The 20,616-nt window shown below is 50.4% G+C and carries 22 protein-coding genes; 6 read left to right on the forward strand and 16 right to left on the reverse strand.

The features are described from left to right. Position 1: 1 nt before the first annotated feature. From E2H98_RS00255 to E2H98_RS00320, 14 genes are all read right to left on the reverse strand, one after another. Entirely contained in the window at positions 2-1,540 is a 1,539-nt protein-coding gene (locus E2H98_RS00255) for an efflux RND transporter periplasmic adaptor subunit (RefSeq protein ID WP_133592964.1), read from the reverse strand. Continuing rightward, the gene (locus E2H98_RS00260) at positions 1,533-2,897 is read right to left on the reverse strand and encodes a TolC family protein (RefSeq protein ID WP_133592962.1); all 1,365 of its coding nucleotides are present in this window, start codon (positions 2,895-2,897) and stop codon (positions 1,533-1,535) included. The genes E2H98_RS00255 and E2H98_RS00260 overlap by 8 nt, the downstream gene beginning before the upstream one ends. Next, positions 2,884-3,426 (reverse strand): DUF411 domain-containing protein, encoded by a 543-nt coding sequence (locus tag E2H98_RS00265; protein ID WP_157591189.1) that lies wholly within the window; start codon positions 3,424-3,426, stop codon positions 2,884-2,886. The genes E2H98_RS00260 and E2H98_RS00265 overlap by 14 nt, the downstream gene beginning before the upstream one ends. A gap of 110 nt (positions 3,427-3,536) precedes the next feature. Continuing rightward, the gene (locus E2H98_RS00270; protein ID WP_133592958.1) at positions 3,537-3,962 is read right to left on the reverse strand and encodes a hypothetical protein; all 426 of its coding nucleotides are present in this window, start codon (positions 3,960-3,962) and stop codon (positions 3,537-3,539) included. 27 nt (positions 3,963-3,989) lie between these two features. Further along, positions 3,990-4,259, reverse strand: coding sequence for a DUF5676 family membrane protein (locus tag E2H98_RS00275; protein WP_133592956.1), 270 nt, complete (start codon positions 4,257-4,259; stop codon positions 3,990-3,992). A 20-nt stretch (positions 4,260-4,279) separates the two neighbouring features. Further along, complete coding sequence (locus E2H98_RS00280; protein WP_133592953.1) at positions 4,280-4,936, reverse strand: methyltransferase family protein; 657 nt, start codon at positions 4,934-4,936, stop codon at positions 4,280-4,282. Beyond that, complete coding sequence (locus E2H98_RS00285; RefSeq protein WP_133592951.1) at positions 4,926-5,171, reverse strand: DUF2933 domain-containing protein; 246 nt, start codon at positions 5,169-5,171, stop codon at positions 4,926-4,928. Before E2H98_RS00285 ends, E2H98_RS00280 begins: the two co-directional genes overlap by 11 nt. An 11-nt stretch (positions 5,172-5,182) precedes the next feature. Further along, the gene (locus E2H98_RS00290; RefSeq protein WP_133592949.1) at positions 5,183-7,468 is read right to left on the reverse strand and encodes a heavy metal translocating P-type ATPase; all 2,286 of its coding nucleotides are present in this window, start codon (positions 7,466-7,468) and stop codon (positions 5,183-5,185) included. Positions 7,469-7,515: 47 nt separating this feature from the next. Continuing rightward, positions 7,516-7,875 carry a hypothetical protein gene (locus tag E2H98_RS00295; protein ID WP_133592947.1) on the reverse strand — a complete coding sequence of 120 codons (360 nt, stop codon included), beginning with the start codon at positions 7,873-7,875 and terminating at the stop codon, positions 7,516-7,518. 28 nt (positions 7,876-7,903) lie between these two features. Then, positions 7,904-8,470: a c-type cytochrome gene (locus tag E2H98_RS00300; RefSeq protein WP_133592945.1), complete on the reverse strand. Its 567-nt coding sequence runs from the start codon at positions 8,468-8,470 to the stop codon at positions 7,904-7,906. 17 nt (positions 8,471-8,487) lie between these two features. Beyond that, complete coding sequence (locus tag E2H98_RS00305) at positions 8,488-9,165, reverse strand: class I SAM-dependent methyltransferase (RefSeq protein ID WP_133592943.1); 678 nt, start codon at positions 9,163-9,165, stop codon at positions 8,488-8,490. 57 nt (positions 9,166-9,222) lie between these two features. Next, complete coding sequence (locus tag E2H98_RS00310; RefSeq protein ID WP_133592941.1) at positions 9,223-9,522, reverse strand: hypothetical protein; 300 nt, start codon at positions 9,520-9,522, stop codon at positions 9,223-9,225. Positions 9,523-9,608: 86 nt separating this feature from the next. Beyond that, positions 9,609-10,580 (reverse strand): copper resistance protein B, encoded by a 972-nt coding sequence (locus tag E2H98_RS00315; RefSeq protein ID WP_157591190.1) that lies wholly within the window; start codon positions 10,578-10,580, stop codon positions 9,609-9,611. Beyond that, positions 10,577-12,346, reverse strand: coding sequence for a copper resistance system multicopper oxidase (locus E2H98_RS00320; RefSeq protein ID WP_198325283.1), 1,770 nt, complete (start codon positions 12,344-12,346; stop codon positions 10,577-10,579). Before E2H98_RS00320 ends, E2H98_RS00315 begins: the two co-directional genes overlap by 4 nt. Before the next feature lie 238 nt (positions 12,347-12,584). Between E2H98_RS00320 and E2H98_RS00325 the strand changes: the two genes are divergently transcribed. The 3 genes from E2H98_RS00325 to E2H98_RS00335 all read left to right on the forward strand — a co-directional run bounded on the left by E2H98_RS00325 (position 12,585) and on the right by E2H98_RS00335 (position 15,712). Further along, a complete protein-coding gene (locus E2H98_RS00325; protein WP_133592935.1) occupies positions 12,585-13,280 on the forward strand; it encodes a heavy metal response regulator transcription factor in 696 nt (231 codons plus the stop codon). Then, positions 13,267-14,679 (forward strand): heavy metal sensor histidine kinase, encoded by a 1,413-nt coding sequence (locus E2H98_RS00330; RefSeq protein ID WP_133592933.1) that lies wholly within the window; start codon positions 13,267-13,269, stop codon positions 14,677-14,679. The genes E2H98_RS00325 and E2H98_RS00330 overlap by 14 nt, the downstream gene beginning before the upstream one ends. Before the next feature lie 124 nt (positions 14,680-14,803). Continuing rightward, positions 14,804-15,712 (forward strand): DMT family transporter, encoded by a 909-nt coding sequence (locus E2H98_RS00335; RefSeq protein WP_133592931.1) that lies wholly within the window; start codon positions 14,804-14,806, stop codon positions 15,710-15,712. Between the two features lie 143 nt (positions 15,713-15,855). Here the strand turns inward: E2H98_RS00335 and E2H98_RS00340 are convergent, their stop codons facing one another. Beyond that, complete coding sequence (locus tag E2H98_RS00340) at positions 15,856-16,569, reverse strand: ZIP family metal transporter (RefSeq protein ID WP_133592929.1); 714 nt, start codon at positions 16,567-16,569, stop codon at positions 15,856-15,858. A 100-nt stretch (positions 16,570-16,669) separates the two neighbouring features. Between E2H98_RS00340 and E2H98_RS00345 the strand changes: the two genes are divergently transcribed. The 3 genes from E2H98_RS00345 (at position 16,670) to E2H98_RS00355 (ending at position 19,682) form a co-directional block, all read left to right on the forward strand. Next, on the forward strand, positions 16,670-17,425 hold the full coding sequence (locus E2H98_RS00345) for an AraC family transcriptional regulator (RefSeq protein WP_133592927.1): 756 nt from the start codon (positions 16,670-16,672) through the stop codon (positions 17,423-17,425). A 184-nt stretch (positions 17,426-17,609) separates the two neighbouring features. Beyond that, on the forward strand, positions 17,610-18,359 hold the full coding sequence (locus E2H98_RS00350) for a sterol desaturase family protein (protein WP_198325185.1): 750 nt from the start codon (positions 17,610-17,612) through the stop codon (positions 18,357-18,359). Positions 18,360-18,728: 369 nt separating this feature from the next. Next, positions 18,729-19,682: a hypothetical protein gene (locus E2H98_RS00355; protein ID WP_133592925.1), complete on the forward strand. Its 954-nt coding sequence runs from the start codon at positions 18,729-18,731 to the stop codon at positions 19,680-19,682. Between the two features lie 108 nt (positions 19,683-19,790). Here the strand turns inward: E2H98_RS00355 and E2H98_RS00360 are convergent, their stop codons facing one another. Beyond that, entirely contained in the window at positions 19,791-20,561 is a 771-nt protein-coding gene (locus E2H98_RS00360; protein WP_133592923.1) for a DNA-binding protein, read from the reverse strand. Positions 20,562-20,616: the final 55 nt, after the last annotated feature.

Here is a 20,616-nt window from a genome sequence, read left to right on the forward strand (position 1 = left end):
CTCAGTGATGGCTGTGGTCAACTTCGGTGTCGGGATCCGCGTACTCCGACTCAGGCGATTCGCGCTTTGATGGCGGACCATCGATATTCTTCTGCTCTGGTATGTGAACCGCGTTCACTACCACCTTTCCGTCGTCGGCTTTTTTGAGTTCCACATGTATGACCATGCCCTCACGGAGTGATGTCAGGTCGACATCATCCGCTGTGCTGAAGTCCATTGTCATGCTGGGCCATCCCCAATCCGGCACTTCATCGTGCTGCAGACTCACCATCTTGTGCTCAGGCATCAACGATGTAATGGTCGCCTTGACCCATACGGCTAACGGTCCTGTGGCTTGATCCTGGCTATGCTGCATGCGTATGAAGTCGGATGTTTTGCTTGATTCTGAGTCGAGCAGGAACTGCGCCGATATCACCACTTCATCATCAGGCATCAGTCCGTCCAAAATCTCGATTTTGTTGCCACCAACTTGGCCAACCTTGACGGCCACAGATTTGAAGCGGCCATCGCCCAGCGCCACAACCACGCGATCCTGAGCCCCTGTTCGAATTACCGCTTCACGCGGAACGACCATCCGTGGTGTTGGTTGGTCATCGTTTAGGTAAACTCGAACAAACATGTTGGGCTTCAATTGCTTGCCATCGTTGTCCACAACGATTCGAACTCGTACCGTCCGAGTCTTGTTGTCGAGCACTGGGTAGATGTAATCAATGCGGCCGCTCCAACGAACGTCAGGCATGGCATCCGAACTGATAATTGCCTCGTCATGCAGTGATAAGTGTTGGGCTGATGCCTCAAAGATTTCTGCAATGACCCAAACCTTATCGAGAGAACCGAGTGATACCACAGTTTGTCCAGGCTTGATGAATACGCCTTCACGCACACCCAGATTTTCGACCACGCCAGAAAGCGGCGCGGCAATAGTTACGGTTCGCAACGGTTGGCCAGTCTTTATCAGTGAGTCAATCTTGTCGATCGGAAATGCTAGCGCCACCAAACGCTGTCGAGCGGCGGCTAGCAAATCGGGCCGACCTTGCTCATGGGCTAGGATGAACTCACGTTGGGCATTGACAAGAACAGGGGAATAGAGACTGTACACAGGCTCTCCTTTTCGAACGCTTGCACCTTCCGCTTTAACGTGCAAAGTCTCTACCCAGCCCTCGACACGGGGATGAACATGCCGCAACTCATCTTCATTGAACTGGACATAGCCAACTGTATCGATGCGCTGATCAAGGCCGGCGAACTCAACTTTGGCAATGCGAACGCCAATATTGTTCTCGACGTCGGGAACAATACGGACTGTTCCAGGTGATTCTTTAGCGGATTGCTCTTCGTAAACCGGGATAAGATCCATACCCATCGGTGATTTTCCGGGCTTGTCTCTACGATAACTCGGGTCCATCGGCGCCACCCAGTACAGTGGTTTTTTTTCGGCCGGGACCGGTGATGATGCCGTTGGTAGTAGCCACGCTACCACGCCTGCTCCGATGACAGCACCAACGATCAGCGTGAGCCCCGTGACGACAATTTTATTCATCTTGTTCTCCTTCTGAGGCTGCTGAATGATTCGTTGTGCCGTTCATCGCACCAACCAGAATGTAATTCAATTGCACCAAGTATTTGCGCTCAGTTACCTGCAAGTTCACGAGTTCAAGCTTGGCGTTCAATTCGGCAATTTGTGCTCGTACCAGCTCCGGAAAATCGCCATCATCGTGCATGTAGGCGGACCTTGCCGCTTCCTTAGTCATACGACTCTCCGGCAATATTGATCGCAGATACAAATCGACTCGAGCTGAAACCTGACGCCACTCCTCAACCGAAGACAGCAGCATTGCCTCAAGACTACGCAACATTCGCTCTCGATCAGATTCAAGGGCTTTGGTATTGGCGATGGCGGCGGCGACATCCTTGTCTTGGCGATTGCTGGTGAAGAGGGGTAAGTCGAAGCTAACGCCAACGGAAAACAAGTCGGAACGATCATTGCCGGTAGGATCGGTGTCGCGAATTCCATACTGAGCAGTAATCATCCACTCCGGCCGATATCGCTGTTTGGCTAACTCCGTTTGTGTGTGAGAAGCACCAACGAGCGCATCAAACGCTTGCACCGATGGATGATTCTCCACCAGTGCGCGTTGATAGTGAGGTGCGCCATCCAGCCCTTCCAATATCCGTGGCTGATAAAGCTGAAACACTTCGGATTGGATATCAACTTCGGTGGGTAGTCGTTCAACACCTATCCACTCACCCAGTTTTTGCAGAGCACCTTTTTTCTGTTTGGCTAAATCAAGTAAGCGATCACGAAGTTTGGTGTATTCCAACTGCGCGCGTATCACGTCTGCTTGTCGGGTCTTTCCTAATGCCGATCGATACCTCGCGTCGGTCAAACTCGCCAACTGTTGAAATAGCGGTAACTCCTCGGAAATCAGCCGTTCTGACTCTTGAATCAGATAAATGTTTAGCCACAGCTCAGCCACGATAGAGGCAACTTTGGCACGCCGCTCACGACGTAGCGAAGGATGTTGTGCCGCCAGTTGGTTTTTTTGCTGCTGAAGCAATGCAAGCGTATTGCCGCGCGGGATGATTTGTGAAGCCCCAATCACCACCTGGCTCATGCCTTCATCACGCAATGAAAAGCTATCCACCGGTATATTGGCGAGCGAGAAAGACAGGCGGGGATCGGGCATTGTCGATGCGGAGATCGCCTCCGCCTGCAACGATGACTCTCTCGACTGGCTTGCGCTTATCCATGGGTCGCGCTGATGCGCGATGGTTATCGCGTAGTCTACGGTGAGCGCGGGCGCTGCCTGCGGTGTTGTCACTGGCTCAGCGGCAGCAAAAGCATTTAGTGTCGAGGTCAGTGCGACCACAACCAGCGGGCGTTTAGTCGATATCATACTGATCCTCGTAGGTCTTGATCTCAGCGTAATTGCTTACGGAGCCATCGGTGTGAATGAGGAAAATGGTGTATGGCGAAAACCGTCCTCCTACATTCATGCCCGGGCTACCGAGCGGCATACCTGGAACGGTCAGACCCAGCGTACCTGGAGGCTTCTCCATCAAATATTGGCGAATAAATTTCGCTGGAATGTGCCCTTCAAACACAAAACCATCTGATGTAACACTGGTATGACAGGCGTGGTATCGGTCGGGTACACCAAACTTTTTCTTCACTTCAGACAGGTCGTCTGGGTGATGAGAGGTCACATCAAAATCAAACGCTTCAACGTGATGAGTCCACTTGGAACAGCATTGGCAGGTCGGACTCTTATACATTTCCAAGGCAATTTCGTCGCCTTGGAGTACGGGGGTATCGCGACTCACCATTTCCTTGCTCGTTGATGAAGGCTCATCACTGCAAGCAGTGACAAAAATGGGGGAAATGATGCTGAGTATCAGGGTGGTTGCCAGCGAAAGTCGTCGCATGGTTTGCCTCCAATTCGTTTCAACAGGCCTATTCTGGTTGCATGTAAAAGGAACGCTTCCCATGAGATCATCACCATACCGGGACTATCTCGAACATGCTGAGGATACAATCAAGCGATTGATGGCGTTGATTTGGGAGGGCGGTAAACGTCGTGATCAGAAAGGCGAGCAGAGAACGCACGAGTGTGTGGACGTTCGTTGGCAACCAGAGCAATTAGAGGACAAATCACCACATTGGAAACCAATGAAACGGCATGAGGCAGTGGATCACATCCACCACTGCCGGAAAAAGGACTGCACAGTGCCGCACCGGGGCAGTGCTGACAGCACTCCGCCGAGGAACTGATCTGTGGTTCACCTCGTTGATGATGGCATTCCTGAGACTGCTGATGAATCTCCGCGCCACCGGATGCAAAATGCTGAACATGTGATGGTTTGGTGGTCGCCACGGCTACACTTTGCAGAACGAACACCAGCAACACCAACCAGCAACGCCAGTGCTTTTTCGTGATCGTTTGGCTAGGTATTTGTGACATCGTCAAACTCATGATCTTGAGTGAACGTCAAGCTTTCTTTTGTTGTTGAAGCTGATTATAGAAAGTCGCCAACAGCCAGGCAAAGATCGCAGCGAAAATCATCCACGCGAACGCGCCTTTTATAACACCTGATATGGTTAACTGCCATCCCATGGGCGCCAGGTTCGCATGGAACATATCGCCGGATAGTGACAGCATGAACTGGGGATGCAGCCATACCATAACGCTGCATAGTAACCACACGATCAGCGCTGTTATTGCGCTGGCAATTGCAAATTTAATCGGTTGAATGTTCATCAGTTATCCCCTCTTCGTCATCATTGGTGCTGCGCGATGTCATGGTTTCCTCGCCAGGATGGAATCCAGGCAGGGACTCGCTGTTGATACGAGACATAAGCATCTCCAAACGCATCAATGGCAAGCTTCTCCTCTGTTTTGGCCAATCTTACATAGACCCAGATCAAGACAGGAAACATCAGCAGAGTCGGTAGTGTAGGCCATTGCAGTAAGAAGCCAAACATAATGATGATGAATGCCAAGTATTGTGGATGACGGCATTTTGCATACCAGCCCGTTTGCGCCAACTCCCCTTTTTTCTGCGCCTTATGTAAAACACTCCAGGCGGAAGACAGCACGTAGAAACCAAAAACCAGTAATCCCGTACTCAGCAAATGCAGAGGATCAAAGTGTGGGTCGCCGGAAAACCCAAGTAAGGTATGCAGCAAGTGGCCATTTTCATGTGCAAGAAAATCGACATTAGGATAAAGCTTGGTCAACCATGGACTCAGAAAATAAATGGTTAACGGTATCCCATACATTTCCGTAAACAGTGCCACTATGAATGCACTGAAGGCACCAAGACTTCGCCAGTCCAGTGCGGTTTTTGGTTTGGTGAAACTGAACGCGAAGAAAATAAAGAATACGGAATTCAGGATCACCAATGACCACAGGCCATACCCCGATTCAGTGGTCATGGTGCGACTCCTTGTGTTGCGCTGACTTGGCTGACCCATCGTGATTATGATGGTGCCCGTGCCCCCGATGCATAAAGATGTGCATCACGGGACAAAGCAAAATAATGGCAAACGGTAAGAACGCAAACACATGCTCACGATGCTCCATCAAGAGAAAGTACACCGCAAAAGCAATCAGCACCAAGGCAATCCAACCAGACGGAGTGCGCCAGAAGGAAGGTTCAGCATGTTTCATGATTCACCTCGCTACACGTTGATGTTCACGTGCCGTAATCGCAACGCATTGAAAACGACTGAAACCGAGGACAAGCTCATGGCCAGCGCAGCAATCAAAGGCGAGAGCAACATACCCGTGAAGGGATAAAGTAGTCCTGCCGCAATCGGTACTCCCAGAGCGTTATACAAGAAGGCAAACGTCAAGTTCTGATGCATATTGCGAACGGTGTTTACGGACAGCTGGCGAGCGACCGCGATGCCTCTCAGATCACCTTTGACCAGCGTTAGTTGCGCGGTACTCATGGCGACATCCGTACCTGTCCCCATGGCAATTCCCACATCTGCACGAGCCAACGCGGGCGCATCATTAATACCATCTCCGGCCATCGCGACCTTATGCTGTTGCGACTGAAGTTTGGCGACCAGACGTTCTTTGTCTTGCGGACGGACTTCCCCGTGAATTTCGTCGATGCCTAACTGCTCGCCAACGGATTTTGCCGTGGTTTCACCATCACCCGTAGCCATGATGATGTTGACGGCTTGCTGACGCAGCGTGGCGATCGCCTCTGGCGTTGAGGGCTTGATTGGATCGGCCACCGCTAACACGCCTGCCAGTTGTTGGCCTACGCCGAGGTACATCACACTCGCCCCGCGCGCACGTAGCTTCTCTGCTTGCTCTTGCAGGGGTTGCCATGCAATACCCGCCTCTTCCATCAACGCGGTGTTCCCCAGCACCAGCTCATGTCCTTCAACCCGGCCTCGAACGCCAATACCGGAAGCGGACTCAAAGGTCTCGGGTTCGGTTAATGCAAGCTTTTTCGTTTTTGCTTCAGCAACCAGGGCATGTGCCAGGGGATGTTCACTACCCAGATCCAAACTCGCTGCCAGTCGCAGTACCTCTTCTTCGGTATATCCTAATGCGCCGATCACGGAGTCGAATGCAGGCTTACCTTCTGTCAAGGTTCCTGTTTTATCAACAATTAAGGTGTCTACCTTGCGCAGATGTTCGATTGCAGCTGCATCTTTGAACAAAATACCCTGACTGGCACCACGCCCGGTCGCCACCATCACTGACATTGGTGTCGCCAAGCCCAATGCGCAAGGGCAAGCGATAATGAGCACCGCGACTGCATTGATAAATCCAAACGCCCAACTCGGTTCGGGTCCCCATAATCCCCAGCCAAGAAACGTTAAAATCGCAATGCCGATCACCACTAACACAAAATACCCAGCAACTATGTCGGCCAACCGTTGCAGAGGCGCTTTCGAGCGCTGTGCCTGTGCGACCATCTGGACAATCTGTGAGAGTACGGTCGCAGACCCCACTTTTTCAGCCTGAATAATTAACGCGCCACTGGTGTTGAGCGTGGCACCGATAACGCTGTCCCCTTCTTTTTTGCTGACGGGCATCGGCTCGCCGGTGAGCATCGATTCATCGACTGCACTTTGTCCTTCAAGCACCACACCATCAACGGGAATTTTTTCCCCAGGACGAACCCGCAGGCGATCTCCAGCATGGACATGTGTTAGCGGCACATCTTGTTCTTCACCATTCTCCGAAATACGTCTTGCGGTTTTTGGTGCCAAACCCAACAACGCTTTGATCGCGGCACCGGTTTCAGAGCGTGCTTTCAGCTCCAGGATCTGACCCAGTAGCGTCAAGGAAATGATCACGGCGGCCGCTTCAAAATAGACTTCCACATGACCCTTAACTAGAAACGATTCCGGAAAGAGCCCTGGAAACAGGATCGCAACAACGCTATACACATAAGCGGTAGCCGTGCCGAGACCAATCAGGGTCCACATGTTCGGCGAGCGATTGATGACCGATAGCAACCCTCGATGATAAAACGGCCAGCCCGACCAGAGCGCCACGGGCGTGGAAAGCACGAATTCAATCCATTGCCGCTTACCTCCGAGCCACTGATCAAAAAAACCGCCCGACATCGCCAGTAGGGTGACAATGATGGTTAGCGGTAATGTCCACCAAAACCGGCGGCGGAAGTCCTCAAGTTCGGGATTGCGCTCCTCCGTCAGGAGCGGTTGAACGGGCTCAAGCGTCATACCACATTTGGGGCATGTACCTGGACCCGCTTGACGAATCTCTGGGTGCATGGGGCAGGTATACTCCACCGTTGCGGCGGAGTTCGCTTCCAGCGAGGTTTCTGGGGTATCACCCAGATACTGTTTCGGATTGGCTTTGAACTTGGTAAGGCATTTTTTACTGCAAAAGTAATAGGTGTTCCCGTTATGTTCAAGATGATCAAGGCTATCGTCTTTCAACGCCATCCCGCAGACAGGATCCGTAAGGTTCATGTATCTTCCCTCTTGCTCCTAACCGATGCTAATGGTTAAACGTGCATTCATGGAACGGCTGGTTGCAATGCCGACGACTCCGACATTAGCGCGTTCATTTGTTCCAATGTTTGCTTTAGATCAACTAATGTCGTGTCAGTAATGTCGATATAATTGATCCGATAACGACTCATCGCTTCTTTCACATGCGGAAAGTCTCTGATCATGGCATCCCTTAGGGTGTGAATCCGATTTTCCAGGATACGAACCTGTTGTTGCAGTAACTCGAGCCGCTGCTGAGTGTTCAGTGACCCGTTGATCGCGGCATGCAACGCCTTGGACTGTTTCAGATTTTTACTCAGTTCAGTCTTGGGGTCCGTACCACTATGAGCAATCACTGTTGCCGGCAGTATGATGCTCAGACTCAACAGCAATGTTCGCGTTAGAAAGTGCATTTCAGTGCCCCTGGTGAGATGCGTCAGGCGTTTTGTTCGATGAACGCCCAGTAAGAATCTGATACTGAATTGGCGTCATATCTGGGAGTTTTTGCAGGAATGCCACCATTTCCCAAATCCGCTGATCGTCATGAGTAATCCCCCAAGCAGGCATCCCCGACGCTTTAATGCCATGCTTGATCACCCAAAATTGACGCGCAGCTGTCAGCTCCTTCGACTCGGCATGCCCATGTTCAGCGTTCGACTGTGTCAAATTTGGCGGTGCTGGATACAAGCCTAAACTGAGATCACTGGACGCTTGCCCTGGTTTGAGATGACAACCCGTGCACATCGCATCGTAATCGGCGCCTCCACGAATCAACCAACTCGGATCATCCAGCGGTGGCACTTTGATCCCTGCGCTGGCATTGCTGATTGCCCGTTCGCGCAACAATGTTAATGCCTCCGTAGTAACGGAATAGTGTGGAACATCCGCGCCTATGGGATACCACCCGGTCCAGGCAAAAACCACCATCCCCAGAAACAACACAACCACGGTGGCGATAACATCGATTAGCAGTCGTTTCATCGGTGCACGCTTTCCTTTTATGAATTGAATGGCTTGTATGCCAAATGCAAACTTAATGTACCGAAAATGGTATTGAAATGCTTGACGGTTTCAATGCTCTGAAATCCTGTTATTTCCAGCATCAGCTTCAACTTGCCATCTAGGTTCTCTTGCGTATTGCTGTACCCATCCAGCCACTGGACTGGTTTAAAAAGATAACGCATAACCAGTGAGCTCGGCTCGCCCCAGTCTGCAATACCAAATCGCCCGCCAGGCTTGAGTACACGCATAATTTCAGTGGCGACAGCCAGCTTTTCCTGCCACTGCAAGTGATGAAAGAAAAGGCTGCTCACCACACAATCAAATGTGTTAGGCGCGAAGTTTAGTTTGTCAGCCCATGACTGACTAAACTGCACATGAAAGCGTTGACGACGGACTTTCTGCTGGGCGATATCAAGTATGTGTTTATCCGCATCAATGCCAAAAACCAATGCGTAGGGTTGTGCAGTTTTAGCCATCAATGCCAAAGTTCCGGTGCCACAGCCGACATCGAGGACATGCTCGCCCGCTTCGATTTTCACCATGTCCAATAATGCATGTTTAGTGGTGTGCTCGCGCGTGGAATACTTCACGACCCGGTCATACATCGGGGTGAGCCACTGGTATCGCAAGGCAGCAATATAGGCTTTTTCATTCGCAGACATATGTTTTGACATAACGCTCCCTTCATCCCCGCCGCCGAATCGGGCGGCAGGGAATGGTTTTCCTTAGGCTCACTTTTCCTCGTTATGGTCGTGTTTCTTCTTCTTTGCCTTTTTCTTCTCTGTTTCGGTGGCTTTTTCATCCGGCGTGACTTTTTCCTTGGCTTTTTCCATTTCGTCATGACATTGCTTCATCATGGCTTGCATGACTGGATCAGTCATATCCATCTTGCTATGGTCCATGTCTTTCATGCTGCTACAATCCACGGCTTCCTTTTCCTTCTCATGCTCACTGGGATCATGAGCAAAACTCTGTGAGGACACTCCCGAAAACAATGCTGTGGTAAGCATCAAAACCATTTTCCGATTCATATTCAATCTCCAACTCAGTAGGGTGCAGTCAACCTGTACATCTCTGCGAAGTCATGGCACCGAATCATGACCCCAACACTACATGCTCAAAACCAAAACCTTACACCTGCCACCCAGTATGTTTCGCGGGGTTCCTCGAATCGTTGACGACGAAGCTCTGCCGTATCGCCGTACGCGTATTCCTGCTCTACTCCAATATACGGAGCGAACTGGCGGGAGAATTCGTAGCGAAACCGCAGCCCAAATGTACCGGTAGCCAGTCCTTTTCCTATGCCATTTGGCGCGTCAGCCTTACCAAAAGCCTCCACCTCCATCACCGGCACTAGGATCAATCGTTGAGTAAATACAACATCGTAAGACGCAGATAGGCGTAATGCACTCCTTCCTTGTTCGCCTAAGTACAGCCCGCCATCAACTTCAAACCAATACGGTGCCAAACCCTGGATGCCCAAGGCCAACCAGCGGCGATCAACGTCCTCACCTTTGTCGAAGCGTGCCCCCAATTGCGCGTCCCAAAACGACGCAATGGCGTGACTCCATAGCAGCTCACTTCGCGCTTCACCCACGCGACCCTTTGAAAACGCTCCTTCTGCTTTAACCGTTAAGCGGTCATAGGTTCGTCCATACCAGGCTTGCGCATCGTAAGCACCAGCTCCCCCCGCGTTCAGGTCTTGATACTCGAACTCCTCAAACATCACCGCGGCGAACCATTTTTCATCCATCAATCGCAATTTGCCGTCACGGGCAACGAAATACGGCCCTTCTCCTCGTTTAAGTCCATCGCTCCATTGGTCTGGATCGCGTGCAGAGACAGGTGCATCAGTCTTACGGTTGCTCACAGAGTCGTGATCGTGTTGCGACTCTCCTGGTGCCGCAGTGCTGTCCTGCGTTTCGCTCATTCGATGGGCGGAATGTGCGTTAGCAAGCTTGGGTTTGGCCGCATTACTTGCCGGATGTTCGCTGTAATCGGACTGTTCGCGCTTCGGTGGATCGGCGAACACATTGCCCGAAAGGGGAAGCAGCGTGAAAACAGCCCACACTCCCAAATGACGACTCATGACACCACCACTTCGCGAAACATGCCCGCATCCATGTGGAATAACAGGTGACAATGCCACGCCCATCGGCCCAGCGCGTCCGCCGTAACTTGAAAGCTTATCCGTTGCGCAGGTTGAATGGGGATGGTATGGCGCCGAGCAAGAAAGTCCCCTTTGTCGTTTTCAAGTTCGCTCCACAAACCGTGCAAATGCATCGGATGTGTCATCATCGTATCGTTTTGCAGAATTACTCTGACTCGTTCACCATGACGAAAATGTACTGGTGTAGATTGCCCAAATTCGACGCCATCAAATGACCAGCTGTACCGCTCCATATTCCCGGTCAAGTGCAATTCGACTTCACGAGCCGGCATTCTTTCATCCATTGGGCCGCCAATCGTTCGCAGATCATCAAGTGTCAGGACACGACGACCATTGTTTCGCAAACCAATGCCCGGATCGTCCAGGTTAGTTCTCGGCGTATCCACTCGCATGTCAACGGTTGCACCATATTCGGTTCGCGCATGCCGCACGAGCTGTGATGGCGCTGCGAGTGAATCATGACCCGTGTGCTGAGATGCCCCCATTCGATGTGCACTATGGTCCATGGCCATTTTTCCATGCATTTCGTCGTGGCCTCCGTGAGTACCAGCACTAGCGCCCATTGTCCCCATCATGTCGGTCATCGACAGCCATTGCGGCGAATCCATGTCAGGAACCGGCGGCTGCACTTCTGGTGTCGTACCGAGTGTTCCTCGCACAAAGCCGGTTCTGTCCATCGTTTGCGCAAAAATCGTGTGCGCATCTTCATCAGTACGCACGATGACGTCATAGGTTTCTCCCGGTCCGAAGCGAAACTCTTCACACGTCACGGGCTCAACATTCTGTCCATCAGCTTGTACAACCACCATTTTTAACCCGGGAACACGAACATCGAAAAATGTGTTGCTGGAGCCATTGATAAATCGCAAACGGACCCGCTCTCCTTTTTTTACCACCCCGAACCAATTGCCTGCGGCCGTTCGGCCATTCATTAAAAAAGTTAAGGCGCTAGCAGAAAGGTCAGCGAGATCAGTTGGGTTCATCCGCATCTCATTCCACATTTGTCGTTTGCTAATTGCGGCGGACATGCCCAGCACTCTGGCATCATGAAAAAAATCGGCGACCGTTGGCTGATTGAAATTGTAGTAGTCGCTTTGATGCTTCAATCGAGCAAACACCGCCATCGGATCGTCATCCGTCCAATCCGAAAGTAGAACGACATGATCGCGCTCGGCGTTGATACCATCGCCACTTTTCGGCAGGATGATGATCGCGCCATACATCCCGGTCATTTCTTGAAAACCGCTATGGGAGTGGTACCAATACGTACCGGATTGCTGTACTTTGAATTGATATGTGAAGGTTTTTCCTGGAGCAATGCCATCGAAACTGATGCCCGGGACCCCATCCATTTGAAATGGAAGAATTATACCGTGCCAGTGAATCGACGTAGTTACACCGAGCTTGTTCGTCACACGAATGGTAACGGTGTCGCCTTCTCGCCAAACCAGTGTAGGAGCGGGAATCGAGCCATTGATAGTGGTCGCGAGTCGGCTTACTCCTGAGAAATTGACCTCGGTCTCCGATACGATTAAATCAAATGTGTGCCCGGTCAAAATGGCTGGGACATTCTCCGTTATGCGGTTCCCCATCGTATCGGCCCGTAACCCCGACGGTAATGAGAGCCATATGCCGCTGGCCATAGCACCATAGAGGAACTGTCGTCGTGATAAACGGGGTAGCAACGGATTCATCGCCTCAGGGTCTCCATAATCGGGCACAGCAGCTCAACTCTCACATCGAATTGGAGTAACGATAGGCGTTCTGGCCTGACCCACACGTGACGCCAACATTACATGTATGTAATGTTGGTGTAATGTTGATGTGCGACTGCAGCCTATATGCTGCCTACGAATGAATGCCGGCAGGCATGCTATGCCATGTCATCGCTATTTCGTGATGATTTTTGCTTAAGGTAATTACATGCGAATTTTGATAGTCGAAGATGAACTCAAAACGGGTGAATACCTTCAGAAAGGTTTGAGCGAGTCTGGATTTCGCGTGGATCTGGCTCGTTCAGGCCTTGAGGGTCATCACTTGGCCATGACGGAGCAGTATGCCCTGATCATTCTTGATGTCATGTTACCGGACATTGATGGGTTTAGAATTCTCCGCGCACTGCGAGAGGCAGGACGTAGCGAACCAGTGCTGTTTTTGACCGCTCGAGATAGCACCGACGATAAAGTAGCGGGTCTGGATCTGGGGGCAGATGACTATTTGGTGAAACCATTTGTATTCGCCGAACTGCTAGCCCGCGTACGGATGTTGTTGCGCCGTGGAACGGCCAACATCCTACCTGACAAAATGGAGGTTGCGGATTTAGTCCTGGATTTGGCAAAGCGTCGAGCTACACGTTCCGGGCATCGGCTAGCGTTGAGCCAAAAAGAATTTTCATTATTGGAATTGCTTGTACGTCGTCGAGGTGAGGTGCTGCCTCGCTCCCTGATTGCCTCACAAATCTGGGACATGAACTTCGACAGCGACACGAATGTGATTGATGTGGCGATTCGACGGTTGCGGGTGAAAGTTGACGAAGGTTTCGCTCCTAAACTTATTCATACGGTGAGGGGAATGGGGTACACGTTGGACATCGAAGAGACGGACCATGTCCCGCATTAGTCGTCATTCCCTCTCATTGTCATTCCGGGTAATGACCTTCGTAACCATTGCTATCAGCTTAAGCTTATGGTTGATTTTTGAGTTGGTCACACGATCGATTGAACATCACTTCGTGATACAGGATGCCGAAGAATTGGAGGTTATTAGCAATGCTGTTTTTCAAGCTCTGGAGAAAAGCCTTGAAGAAGGCGATCATTCCACGCTCAAGAATGCGGTGACGGGACACCATGGTGTCCACTATCAAGTGCAAGACAGCAAGGGAGAAATTCTTTTTCGTTCATCACCTCAACCATTCGAACATGGCACCATGACCACACCTCTAACAATTCTCGTACGAAACGAGGCGCTTTTGGTCTGGGACGCAGATGGTGTTGCCTACCGAGGAACGGTAAAAAAGCGAAACATTCACAGTCAAGAATTCCGAGTTCTGGCGGCGATGGAAATGACCTTTCATTTAGAGTTTCTTTCCGCTTTCCAGGTGAGTTTTACCTGGATATTGTTCGGGACGGGCATTATTACGTTATTCGCTGCCTGGTATGGCATTCATCAGGCGCACGGGCCGATTCGGGCATTGAGCAATCAAATCAAGAAAGTGCACACTGGCCGACTGGATTTACGGCTTGATGAGTTAACCGTGCCTAGTGAACTTCGCGCGTTGGTCAGATCGTTCAATGCCATGATTATGGAACTGGAATCAGGATTCAAAAGACTGGCAAATTTTTCCGCCGATATCGCCCATGAACTCAGAACGCCGTTAACTAATATCATCACTCAATCTCAAGTGGGTGTACAAAAACAAAGGAGTGCAGAAGAGTACCGTGATTTACTGTATTCGAATCTGGAAGAACTGGAGCGGCTGGCAAAAATGGTAAACGATATGCTCTGGTTGGCAAAATCAGAGAATGGTCTGATTCGCACGCATCCCGTCACCATTCTTTTGGAAGAAGAGTTCAATTCGCTGTTCGAGTACCTTGAGCCGGTCGCGGAAGAAAAGTCTCTAGCCTTTTCGCTTAAAGGGGAGTCATGCACATTCAGTGGTGATCGGGATATGCTCCGTCGTGCTTTTGCCAACCTGCTCAGCAACGCAATCCGTCACACTCCGGCCAATAACACGATCACTGTTCACATCGAGCAACAAGACAAAAGCTCGATCGAAATACGCATCCAAAATCCCGGCGAAATCATCCCGTCAGAGCATCTGGGCCGAATTTTTGACCGCTTTTACCGAATAGATCCGTCACGACAACGTCACAGCGACGGTGCTGGGCTAGGATTGTCTATTGTCAAATCAATCATTCAAGCACACGGTGGCACCATAAATGCGGAGTCAGCGCATGGTGTGACGACTTTTATCATTACTATGCCATTTGTGGCGGCCCAAACTGAATATCCATCCTGATTGATAGGTCTCTCTATCTTATCAGGAACATCCGACGTCATCAGCACCCTCAGTACCATTGTCGGTGCCCTTGAAAGTTGAGTCCTTATTTCTAGCCTCATTTACGACATGACGTAGAGAATCAATGAAAAAAGCTGATGGAAAACCAAGGCAAAATTTATCCGTGGTTTTTGGCGCCACGCTCACCATGCTGCTTTGGGCTATGTGTTTTCCGCTTATTTCGATAAGCCAAACGTATGCCCCGATCATGTTAACCGCGACGTTACGTGCGATCATCGCCGGTGGCTTCTTGATATTTTTCGCGGGGCTATTGCGACGGCCGATCCCCAACACAACGCGCAGTTATGCGTATCTTTCGGCTATCGCGTTTTTTGCGACCAGCGTGGGCTTTTGGGGAATGTTTTATGCGGGTCGCCTAATCAGTCCTGGGCTCGCTACGGTACTCACCAACACACAGCCATTGATCGCTGGTTTGCTTGGGTGGTGTATATTAAACGAGAGGGTTGGGAAACAATCGTTGGTTGCCTATGCAGTCGGATTTCTCGGCATTGTTGTAATCAGTGGGGACAGCATTTACTCCTCTGACCCCCAATCGCTAAGTGGCATTACCTATGTGGTGATTGGCGCTACGAGCATCGCGATTAGCAATGTTTTATTGAAAAAAATCGCCAGCCATGTTGATGTACTCTATGCGATGGGATTGCAACTATTGCTTGGAGCCTTGCCTCTCCTGTTGTTAGTCCTGCTTCAGGCCCCCATGACGATTCAATGCTGTGATATTAAGTATTTATGGCTCATCGTACTAATGGCAGTGCCGGGTACAGCCCTGCCCTTTGCCATATGGTTCTGGTTAATGGAAAAGGCTCCGCTTTACCAGCTGAATGTTTATAGTTTTCTGACGCCGATATTTGGCTTGTATTTCGGCTACATGTTCTTTTCTGAGTCGCTGTCATTTGCTCAGTGGTTAGGGGTGATTTTGGTGATCTTCGCCATTCCTTTGGCGAGCATTTCACCAGGGCAGAAAACCACATAGCCAATGGACCTTGAAACATCACTTCATCCGCAAGCAAATGCCATTTGTAAAACTTGTGAGCAGTCCAAGTTATTTGTCATGCGTACCGATGAACAATGACGCTTGAACTACTTTGAGCCGCGCATTGCAATTCCAGTAAACGCTCAGCTGAGTATCGCTTTACTAAACACCGCTAACGCGAAACCAAATACGGCACCCAGTGCGGGCGTCCAATGTCGATTCAGCTTCGCTTGAGGAGCGATGTCTTGAAACACCAAGTACATAATCCCGCCAGAGGCAAACAGCATTACGGCGCCTAGCCAGGTAACTTGATCCGCCAAAAAATAGAAGCCCAGTACTGCAGAAATGGGGCCACACAGCGCCGCAAGGCTTAGCAACCAGAGTGCATGTGACGACTTACACTGAGTACGGCAAAGTACTTCTCGGTATGCGTTAAACCCCTCAGGCAGATTTTGGACACCAATCATCAGAGCTAAAATAGGTACGGTCTTCGGTGAAATCGCCGCCAATCCCCCCAGCGCCAATGACTCTGGAACAAAGTCCAGAAGCATTGCCATCATTTGCGGTGCCTCGTGAGCACGTCTTGCTAAATTCCGCTCAAAGAGAAAGAAGAAAACTCCCCCTATAATTATTGGTATTACCGACCACGTAGGATGGTCGAAGGCATGCATACCTTCTGGCACCAGGATCATGGTGATGGCACCGAGCAGTACGCCTCCGGCCATAGCCAAAACAAAATGCCGCGTTTCATTGATTAACCATCTTGGTAGTACTTTTTCATGGGCAGCTAGCCACCCTCCCAGTGGTAGCGCTAGTCCTGAAAACAGAGAAATCAAAAATATTGTCCCAACCGGCATATCACCATCCGAATAGCATTGAAAACGGGCGTGTTGTCGTAAAAATCTAGCACACGATTTGCCACAATTGGATAATGTCTTGTTTTCGCGAGCTCCCCAGATGGTCAATGCAATGCTTAATCGGTTATCAAAAGTGTCATGGCTCGGTGAAGTCGCCCTTTCCGTAGGATGCGGCGCATTTGTTGGACGGTCTGGAGATAATCAACCGCATCGACACTGGGCTCATCAGGTCGTCATTGGTCTTGACCGAAAAATTCAAGTGGCGACAAAATCCGGCCATTTCGAGGCACAAGGTTTCTGGATACCTGCAGGTGTTCGACATCAACTGATGTATGCGCCGGTCTTGTCCATTTATCTCGATCCTGCTGGCCACAATTGGCCTTGCCCATCGAATCCCGTTTGTGATTCCAAGCAAGGAGTAATCCCGCTGGATGACTCGATACGTGAATCATATCTGGAGGTCTTTACCGGATCAGGACCGCTTACCGAAACACTAAATCAGTTCCGAAATCGATTCATGACTTCCGCAGAATGCCCAAAACTGAAATGCGTATTAAAGGAATTGCATGAAGGCTCAACGCTAGGGCTTGATGTTTCGCGAAAGACTCTTGCCGATCTAACAAAGCTATCACCAAGTCGTTTCTCACATTGGTTTTCAGAACAGACAGGACTTCCGCTTCGGAGCTATAAGAAGTGGCTGAAAATGTTGAGCGCATTAAAATTTAGTCAGGAGATGCCTTTGACGGACGCCGCGGTGATAGCGGGTTTTGCCGATAAGGCTCACTTTTGCCGCGCCGTTCAAGATGCCTTTGGTGTAACACCCGCCACCATAGCGAACCTATTATCAGAAAAGTAGCTGTTTCGTTCAATTCACAGGTTCAGCGCTTGCATATGCTAGCGAACTTGCGCGGCTTGAGAGATTGTGAATGATTTCCTTACCTACACTGATCAAAATATTGTAGCTCCCCGCATTCCTCATATTGGGCAATGGAACGGCGGTATACATTGTAGTCTCGGAACACTCACGTTGGTGGTTAGCCTTGCTTGTAACCGTACTAATCATCATCTCTTTCCTTGCGGAGCGAGTGGCGCCATATAATAAGATGTTTAATATTGCCCAAAATGACACCAAACGGGATTGTCTTCACGCAGTCGTTAATGAGTCACTAACACTTCTTGGGTTGTTGCTACTACCCTTCCTTGAAGGCGTTATAACGGTAATTGATTTATGGCCCGACAAATGGCCATTGACAATCCAGCTGTTGCTGGCAATAGTGATTGCCGACACTGGCATTACGTTGATGCATTACGCAAGCCACCATTATTCAATCCTCTGGCGTTTTCATGCAGTACATCATAGCGTTAAACGCATGTATGGCTTTAATGGCTTGATGAAACACCCCATTCATCAATTACTGGAAACGGGGGCAGGTGTTATCCCCCTGCTGCTGATTGGGGTTTCCGTTGACATTCTAGCCGTTCTTGCGGTTGCAGTAGTCATTCAACTGCTTTTACAACACTCCAACGTAAATTACTTTTATCGTCCCTTTCATCGTATTCTCGCGCTGAATGTTGTGCACCGACTTCATCACCTCAATACAAAAGAAGGTAACGTAAATTTCGGTCTATTTACGACACTGATGGATCGAGTTTTAGGCTCCGCACGCATTGAGTTGCGCGACCGAATTTCCATGTCAGATATAGGAATCGCAACGCAGCCAAATTATCCGGTCAATTATCTTGAACAGCTAACACAACCATTCGCGCGCGAAGGTGCCTTGGATAGTTAGTCATTGTTCGACTTGCATGACCTTCTGGCTATTCTCTTACCGACTCCATTGCTGCTCGCACAAAGCGTTTATGTCATCGGGGACTGCCCAGTCCTCATCTCAAATTTGTTCAGCATGCTCAACCGCGCAAACAACAAAGCCGCGTGACTGTTATCAGCTTGTCAGAGAAGACGATTGATGAGACACTATTGACTAGGCTGAGTGCCAGCCGCCCACATTGGGAGTCGAGTAAGCTCGATTGGAAAGCCTTAATTGGCAGCATCATGACTTCGTTGATTGTCCATGTATTGCATTGACAATGCCGCCTCGAAGCCACGCCCAATGGTGTCTCAACGTTACCTTTTCAGGTGGGCGGTAGAGGATCATGCAATGTCTACTCTCGATCAAAACCTTGTTCAGTCAGTGAAAAAACGTGCTCGCCGCTTGAGTAAGGAAAACGGACTCTCTCATGCGCAGTGCCTGGAAATGGTCGCACGCACAAACGGGTTCTCGTCTTGGTCAGCGATGGCCAGATCTCTATCAACAGGCAATCCTAAGTTTGTCGAACCATCCGCGATAAAGTTTCCTGACATAGATCTGACCTTTACACCGGGCTCGGTGGGCCTACTTCTCGATCTCGCTCCCATCGGTACGGGAATGGGCGTTATGCGGGCAATAAACGCCATAGCTCACCTCCGTCCACGTGCCATTGATTTCATCGACCCGATGCACTGGCTACCATCCGAAACCTGTAAACCCCTGCACTGTCTGACCGCTTGCAATATTGCATTCCGAGTGTTCCGTTCTCATCGGCAACGCGAACGAAACGAGTTGGCGTTAAAACAGGGCATTGAAGGTTTGGGTTCGTTGGGATATCCCGACCGTTGGCGATGGGAAGCCATGGTACTTGACGAGGATATCGACGCTCCAGGGATTCGCATGGATTTCGCCCGACCAGCAATGTTTACTGAGTCTTACGATGTCCAGCCGCAATATTCTCGACGCGTTGCAGTCGTTGATATGCGAGACATTGACTCAGCCAACTTGCTGCATGGAGTGCTATGTCGCATTGCCATGGGGCGTTATCCCGAAGTGCACTTTATTGACCCGAAACACCTGGTCGGCGGTGACGTCATGATGAATTTTGGTGTAGCGGCTGTACTCTCAGGCGCAGAGCTCTTCGCGTACGAATCGGAAGCTCACCGTCAGCAGCAACAGGCATTTGCCGAGCATCGGCGATTCCCAGAGGACTATGTCGTGCGTGAGCGAGCGCGAATTCTCCCCAGGGTTGTTGCGCCGATGTTTGGTGGACGTTTTCGTGCTGAAGTAATTGGTTTGTCTTGAGTTACGCGCGACTAAAGTGCGTGCCGTCGATGGATACCATTGAAGACGCCAGGGATGGCGAACCCTCGCATTGGATTTGTATGAAACATTCGAACCAGCAAATCGCCCTCACTTTTCGAGTTGGCGTTTTGCTGGCCTGGACGGTTTTCGTTGGCCTTTTTCCGACTTAGCGCCGTTAGCGTTTGCTTGCGACGTCTCAACGTTCAGGCGTTTTTCCAGTTTTTCGTAGCGATCTGTGGTCTTACGAAGCAAAACGCGTGCTTCATCCAATTGTTTTAGCCAGCGTGCTAACTCAATCTCATATCGTTCACGCTCTGCTATCACTAGCTTTGCGTGCTCCGCAGATTCCTGGGCCAGTTTTTGCTGCAACGTTTTGATTTGCTCCTGACAAGCCGTCAGCGCTTCTTGTTTGGCTTCCGCTAATCCCATCACGTGCTGATGCTCGACTTGAAGGCGGGCCAACGCTTCTTTACAGCCTACTAGTTCTGTTGCTAACGCCTGCTCACGTTGTTGATGCACGGCTAGCTGCGTGGTCAGTGCTTGCAACTGACCTTCTTTCAGCTGTTCACCTTCTTTGACCGACTGCTCCCGTAACTCCAGCTGCTCCCGCTCATGGTTCAACGCTAATCGTGCTTGTGTCCCTGCGGTACGCCACATGGCCTCGACAAGGGAAACCATCTGCGGAGGCAAATCCATCAATGAGAACTCCGGTTCACTGACCGCTTCGTCGCGCCACCGTTGAAGAAATTTCAATAGGGTGGTGCGACTACCTCGACCCAGCTGTTCTCGAACCCGATCTACCGTGACGGTCTGTCGCTGCGCAAACAATTGCCGCGCGACAACGAGAAACTCTTCGTAACTCACACCAATACGCCCCATAAAACGTCCACCAGGTGACTTTCCGATTATTCATACTTTATCATGTTACGTATTC

It is taken from the genome of Permianibacter aggregans (assembly GCF_009756665.1).
GTDB classification, from domain to species: domain Bacteria; phylum Pseudomonadota; class Gammaproteobacteria; order Enterobacterales; family Permianibacteraceae; genus Permianibacter; species Permianibacter aggregans.

Bases quoted from the DNA above. Each gene is read 5' to 3' on its own strand.
- E2H98_RS00255 (WP_133592964.1), bottom strand. From the start codon at position 1,540: ATGAATAAAATTGTCGTCACGGGGCTCACGCTGATCGTTGGTGCTGTC.
- E2H98_RS00260 (WP_133592962.1), bottom strand. From the start codon at position 2,897: ATGATATCGACTAAACGCCCGCTGGTTGTGGTCGCACTGACCTCGACA.
- E2H98_RS00265 (WP_157591189.1), bottom strand. From the start codon at position 3,426: ATGCGACGACTTTCGCTGGCAACCACCCTGATACTCAGCATCATTTCC.
- E2H98_RS00270 (WP_133592958.1), bottom strand. From the start codon at position 3,962: ATGTCACAAATACCTAGCCAAACGATCACGAAAAAGCACTGGCGTTGC.
- E2H98_RS00275 (WP_133592956.1), bottom strand. From the start codon at position 4,259: ATGAACATTCAACCGATTAAATTTGCAATTGCCAGCGCAATAACAGCG.
- E2H98_RS00280 (WP_133592953.1), bottom strand. From the start codon at position 4,936: ATGACCACTGAATCGGGGTATGGCCTGTGGTCATTGGTGATCCTGAAT.
- E2H98_RS00285 (WP_133592951.1), bottom strand. From the start codon at position 5,171: ATGAAACATGCTGAACCTTCCTTCTGGCGCACTCCGTCTGGTTGGATT.
- E2H98_RS00290 (WP_133592949.1), bottom strand. From the start codon at position 7,468: ATGAACCTTACGGATCCTGTCTGCGGGATGGCGTTGAAAGACGATAGC.
- E2H98_RS00300 (WP_133592945.1), bottom strand. From the start codon at position 8,470: ATGAAACGACTGCTAATCGATGTTATCGCCACCGTGGTTGTGTTGTTT.
- E2H98_RS00305 (WP_133592943.1), bottom strand. From the start codon at position 9,165: ATGTCAAAACATATGTCTGCGAATGAAAAAGCCTATATTGCTGCCTTG.
- E2H98_RS00310 (WP_133592941.1), bottom strand. From the start codon at position 9,522: ATGAATCGGAAAATGGTTTTGATGCTTACCACAGCATTGTTTTCGGGA.
- E2H98_RS00315 (WP_157591190.1), bottom strand. From the start codon at position 10,580: ATGAGTCGTCATTTGGGAGTGTGGGCTGTTTTCACGCTGCTTCCCCTT.
- E2H98_RS00325 (WP_133592935.1), top strand. From the start codon at position 12,585: ATGCGAATTTTGATAGTCGAAGATGAACTCAAAACGGGTGAATACCTT.
- E2H98_RS00330 (WP_133592933.1), top strand. From the start codon at position 13,267: ATGTCCCGCATTAGTCGTCATTCCCTCTCATTGTCATTCCGGGTAATG.
- E2H98_RS00335 (WP_133592931.1), top strand. From the start codon at position 14,804: ATGAAAAAAGCTGATGGAAAACCAAGGCAAAATTTATCCGTGGTTTTT.
- E2H98_RS00340 (WP_133592929.1), bottom strand. From the start codon at position 16,569: ATGCCGGTTGGGACAATATTTTTGATTTCTCTGTTTTCAGGACTAGCG.
- E2H98_RS00345 (WP_133592927.1), top strand. From the start codon at position 16,670: ATGGTCAATGCAATGCTTAATCGGTTATCAAAAGTGTCATGGCTCGGT.
- E2H98_RS00355 (WP_133592925.1), top strand. From the start codon at position 18,729: ATGTCTACTCTCGATCAAAACCTTGTTCAGTCAGTGAAAAAACGTGCT.
- E2H98_RS00360 (WP_133592923.1), bottom strand. From the start codon at position 20,561: ATGGGGCGTATTGGTGTGAGTTACGAAGAGTTTCTCGTTGTCGCGCGG.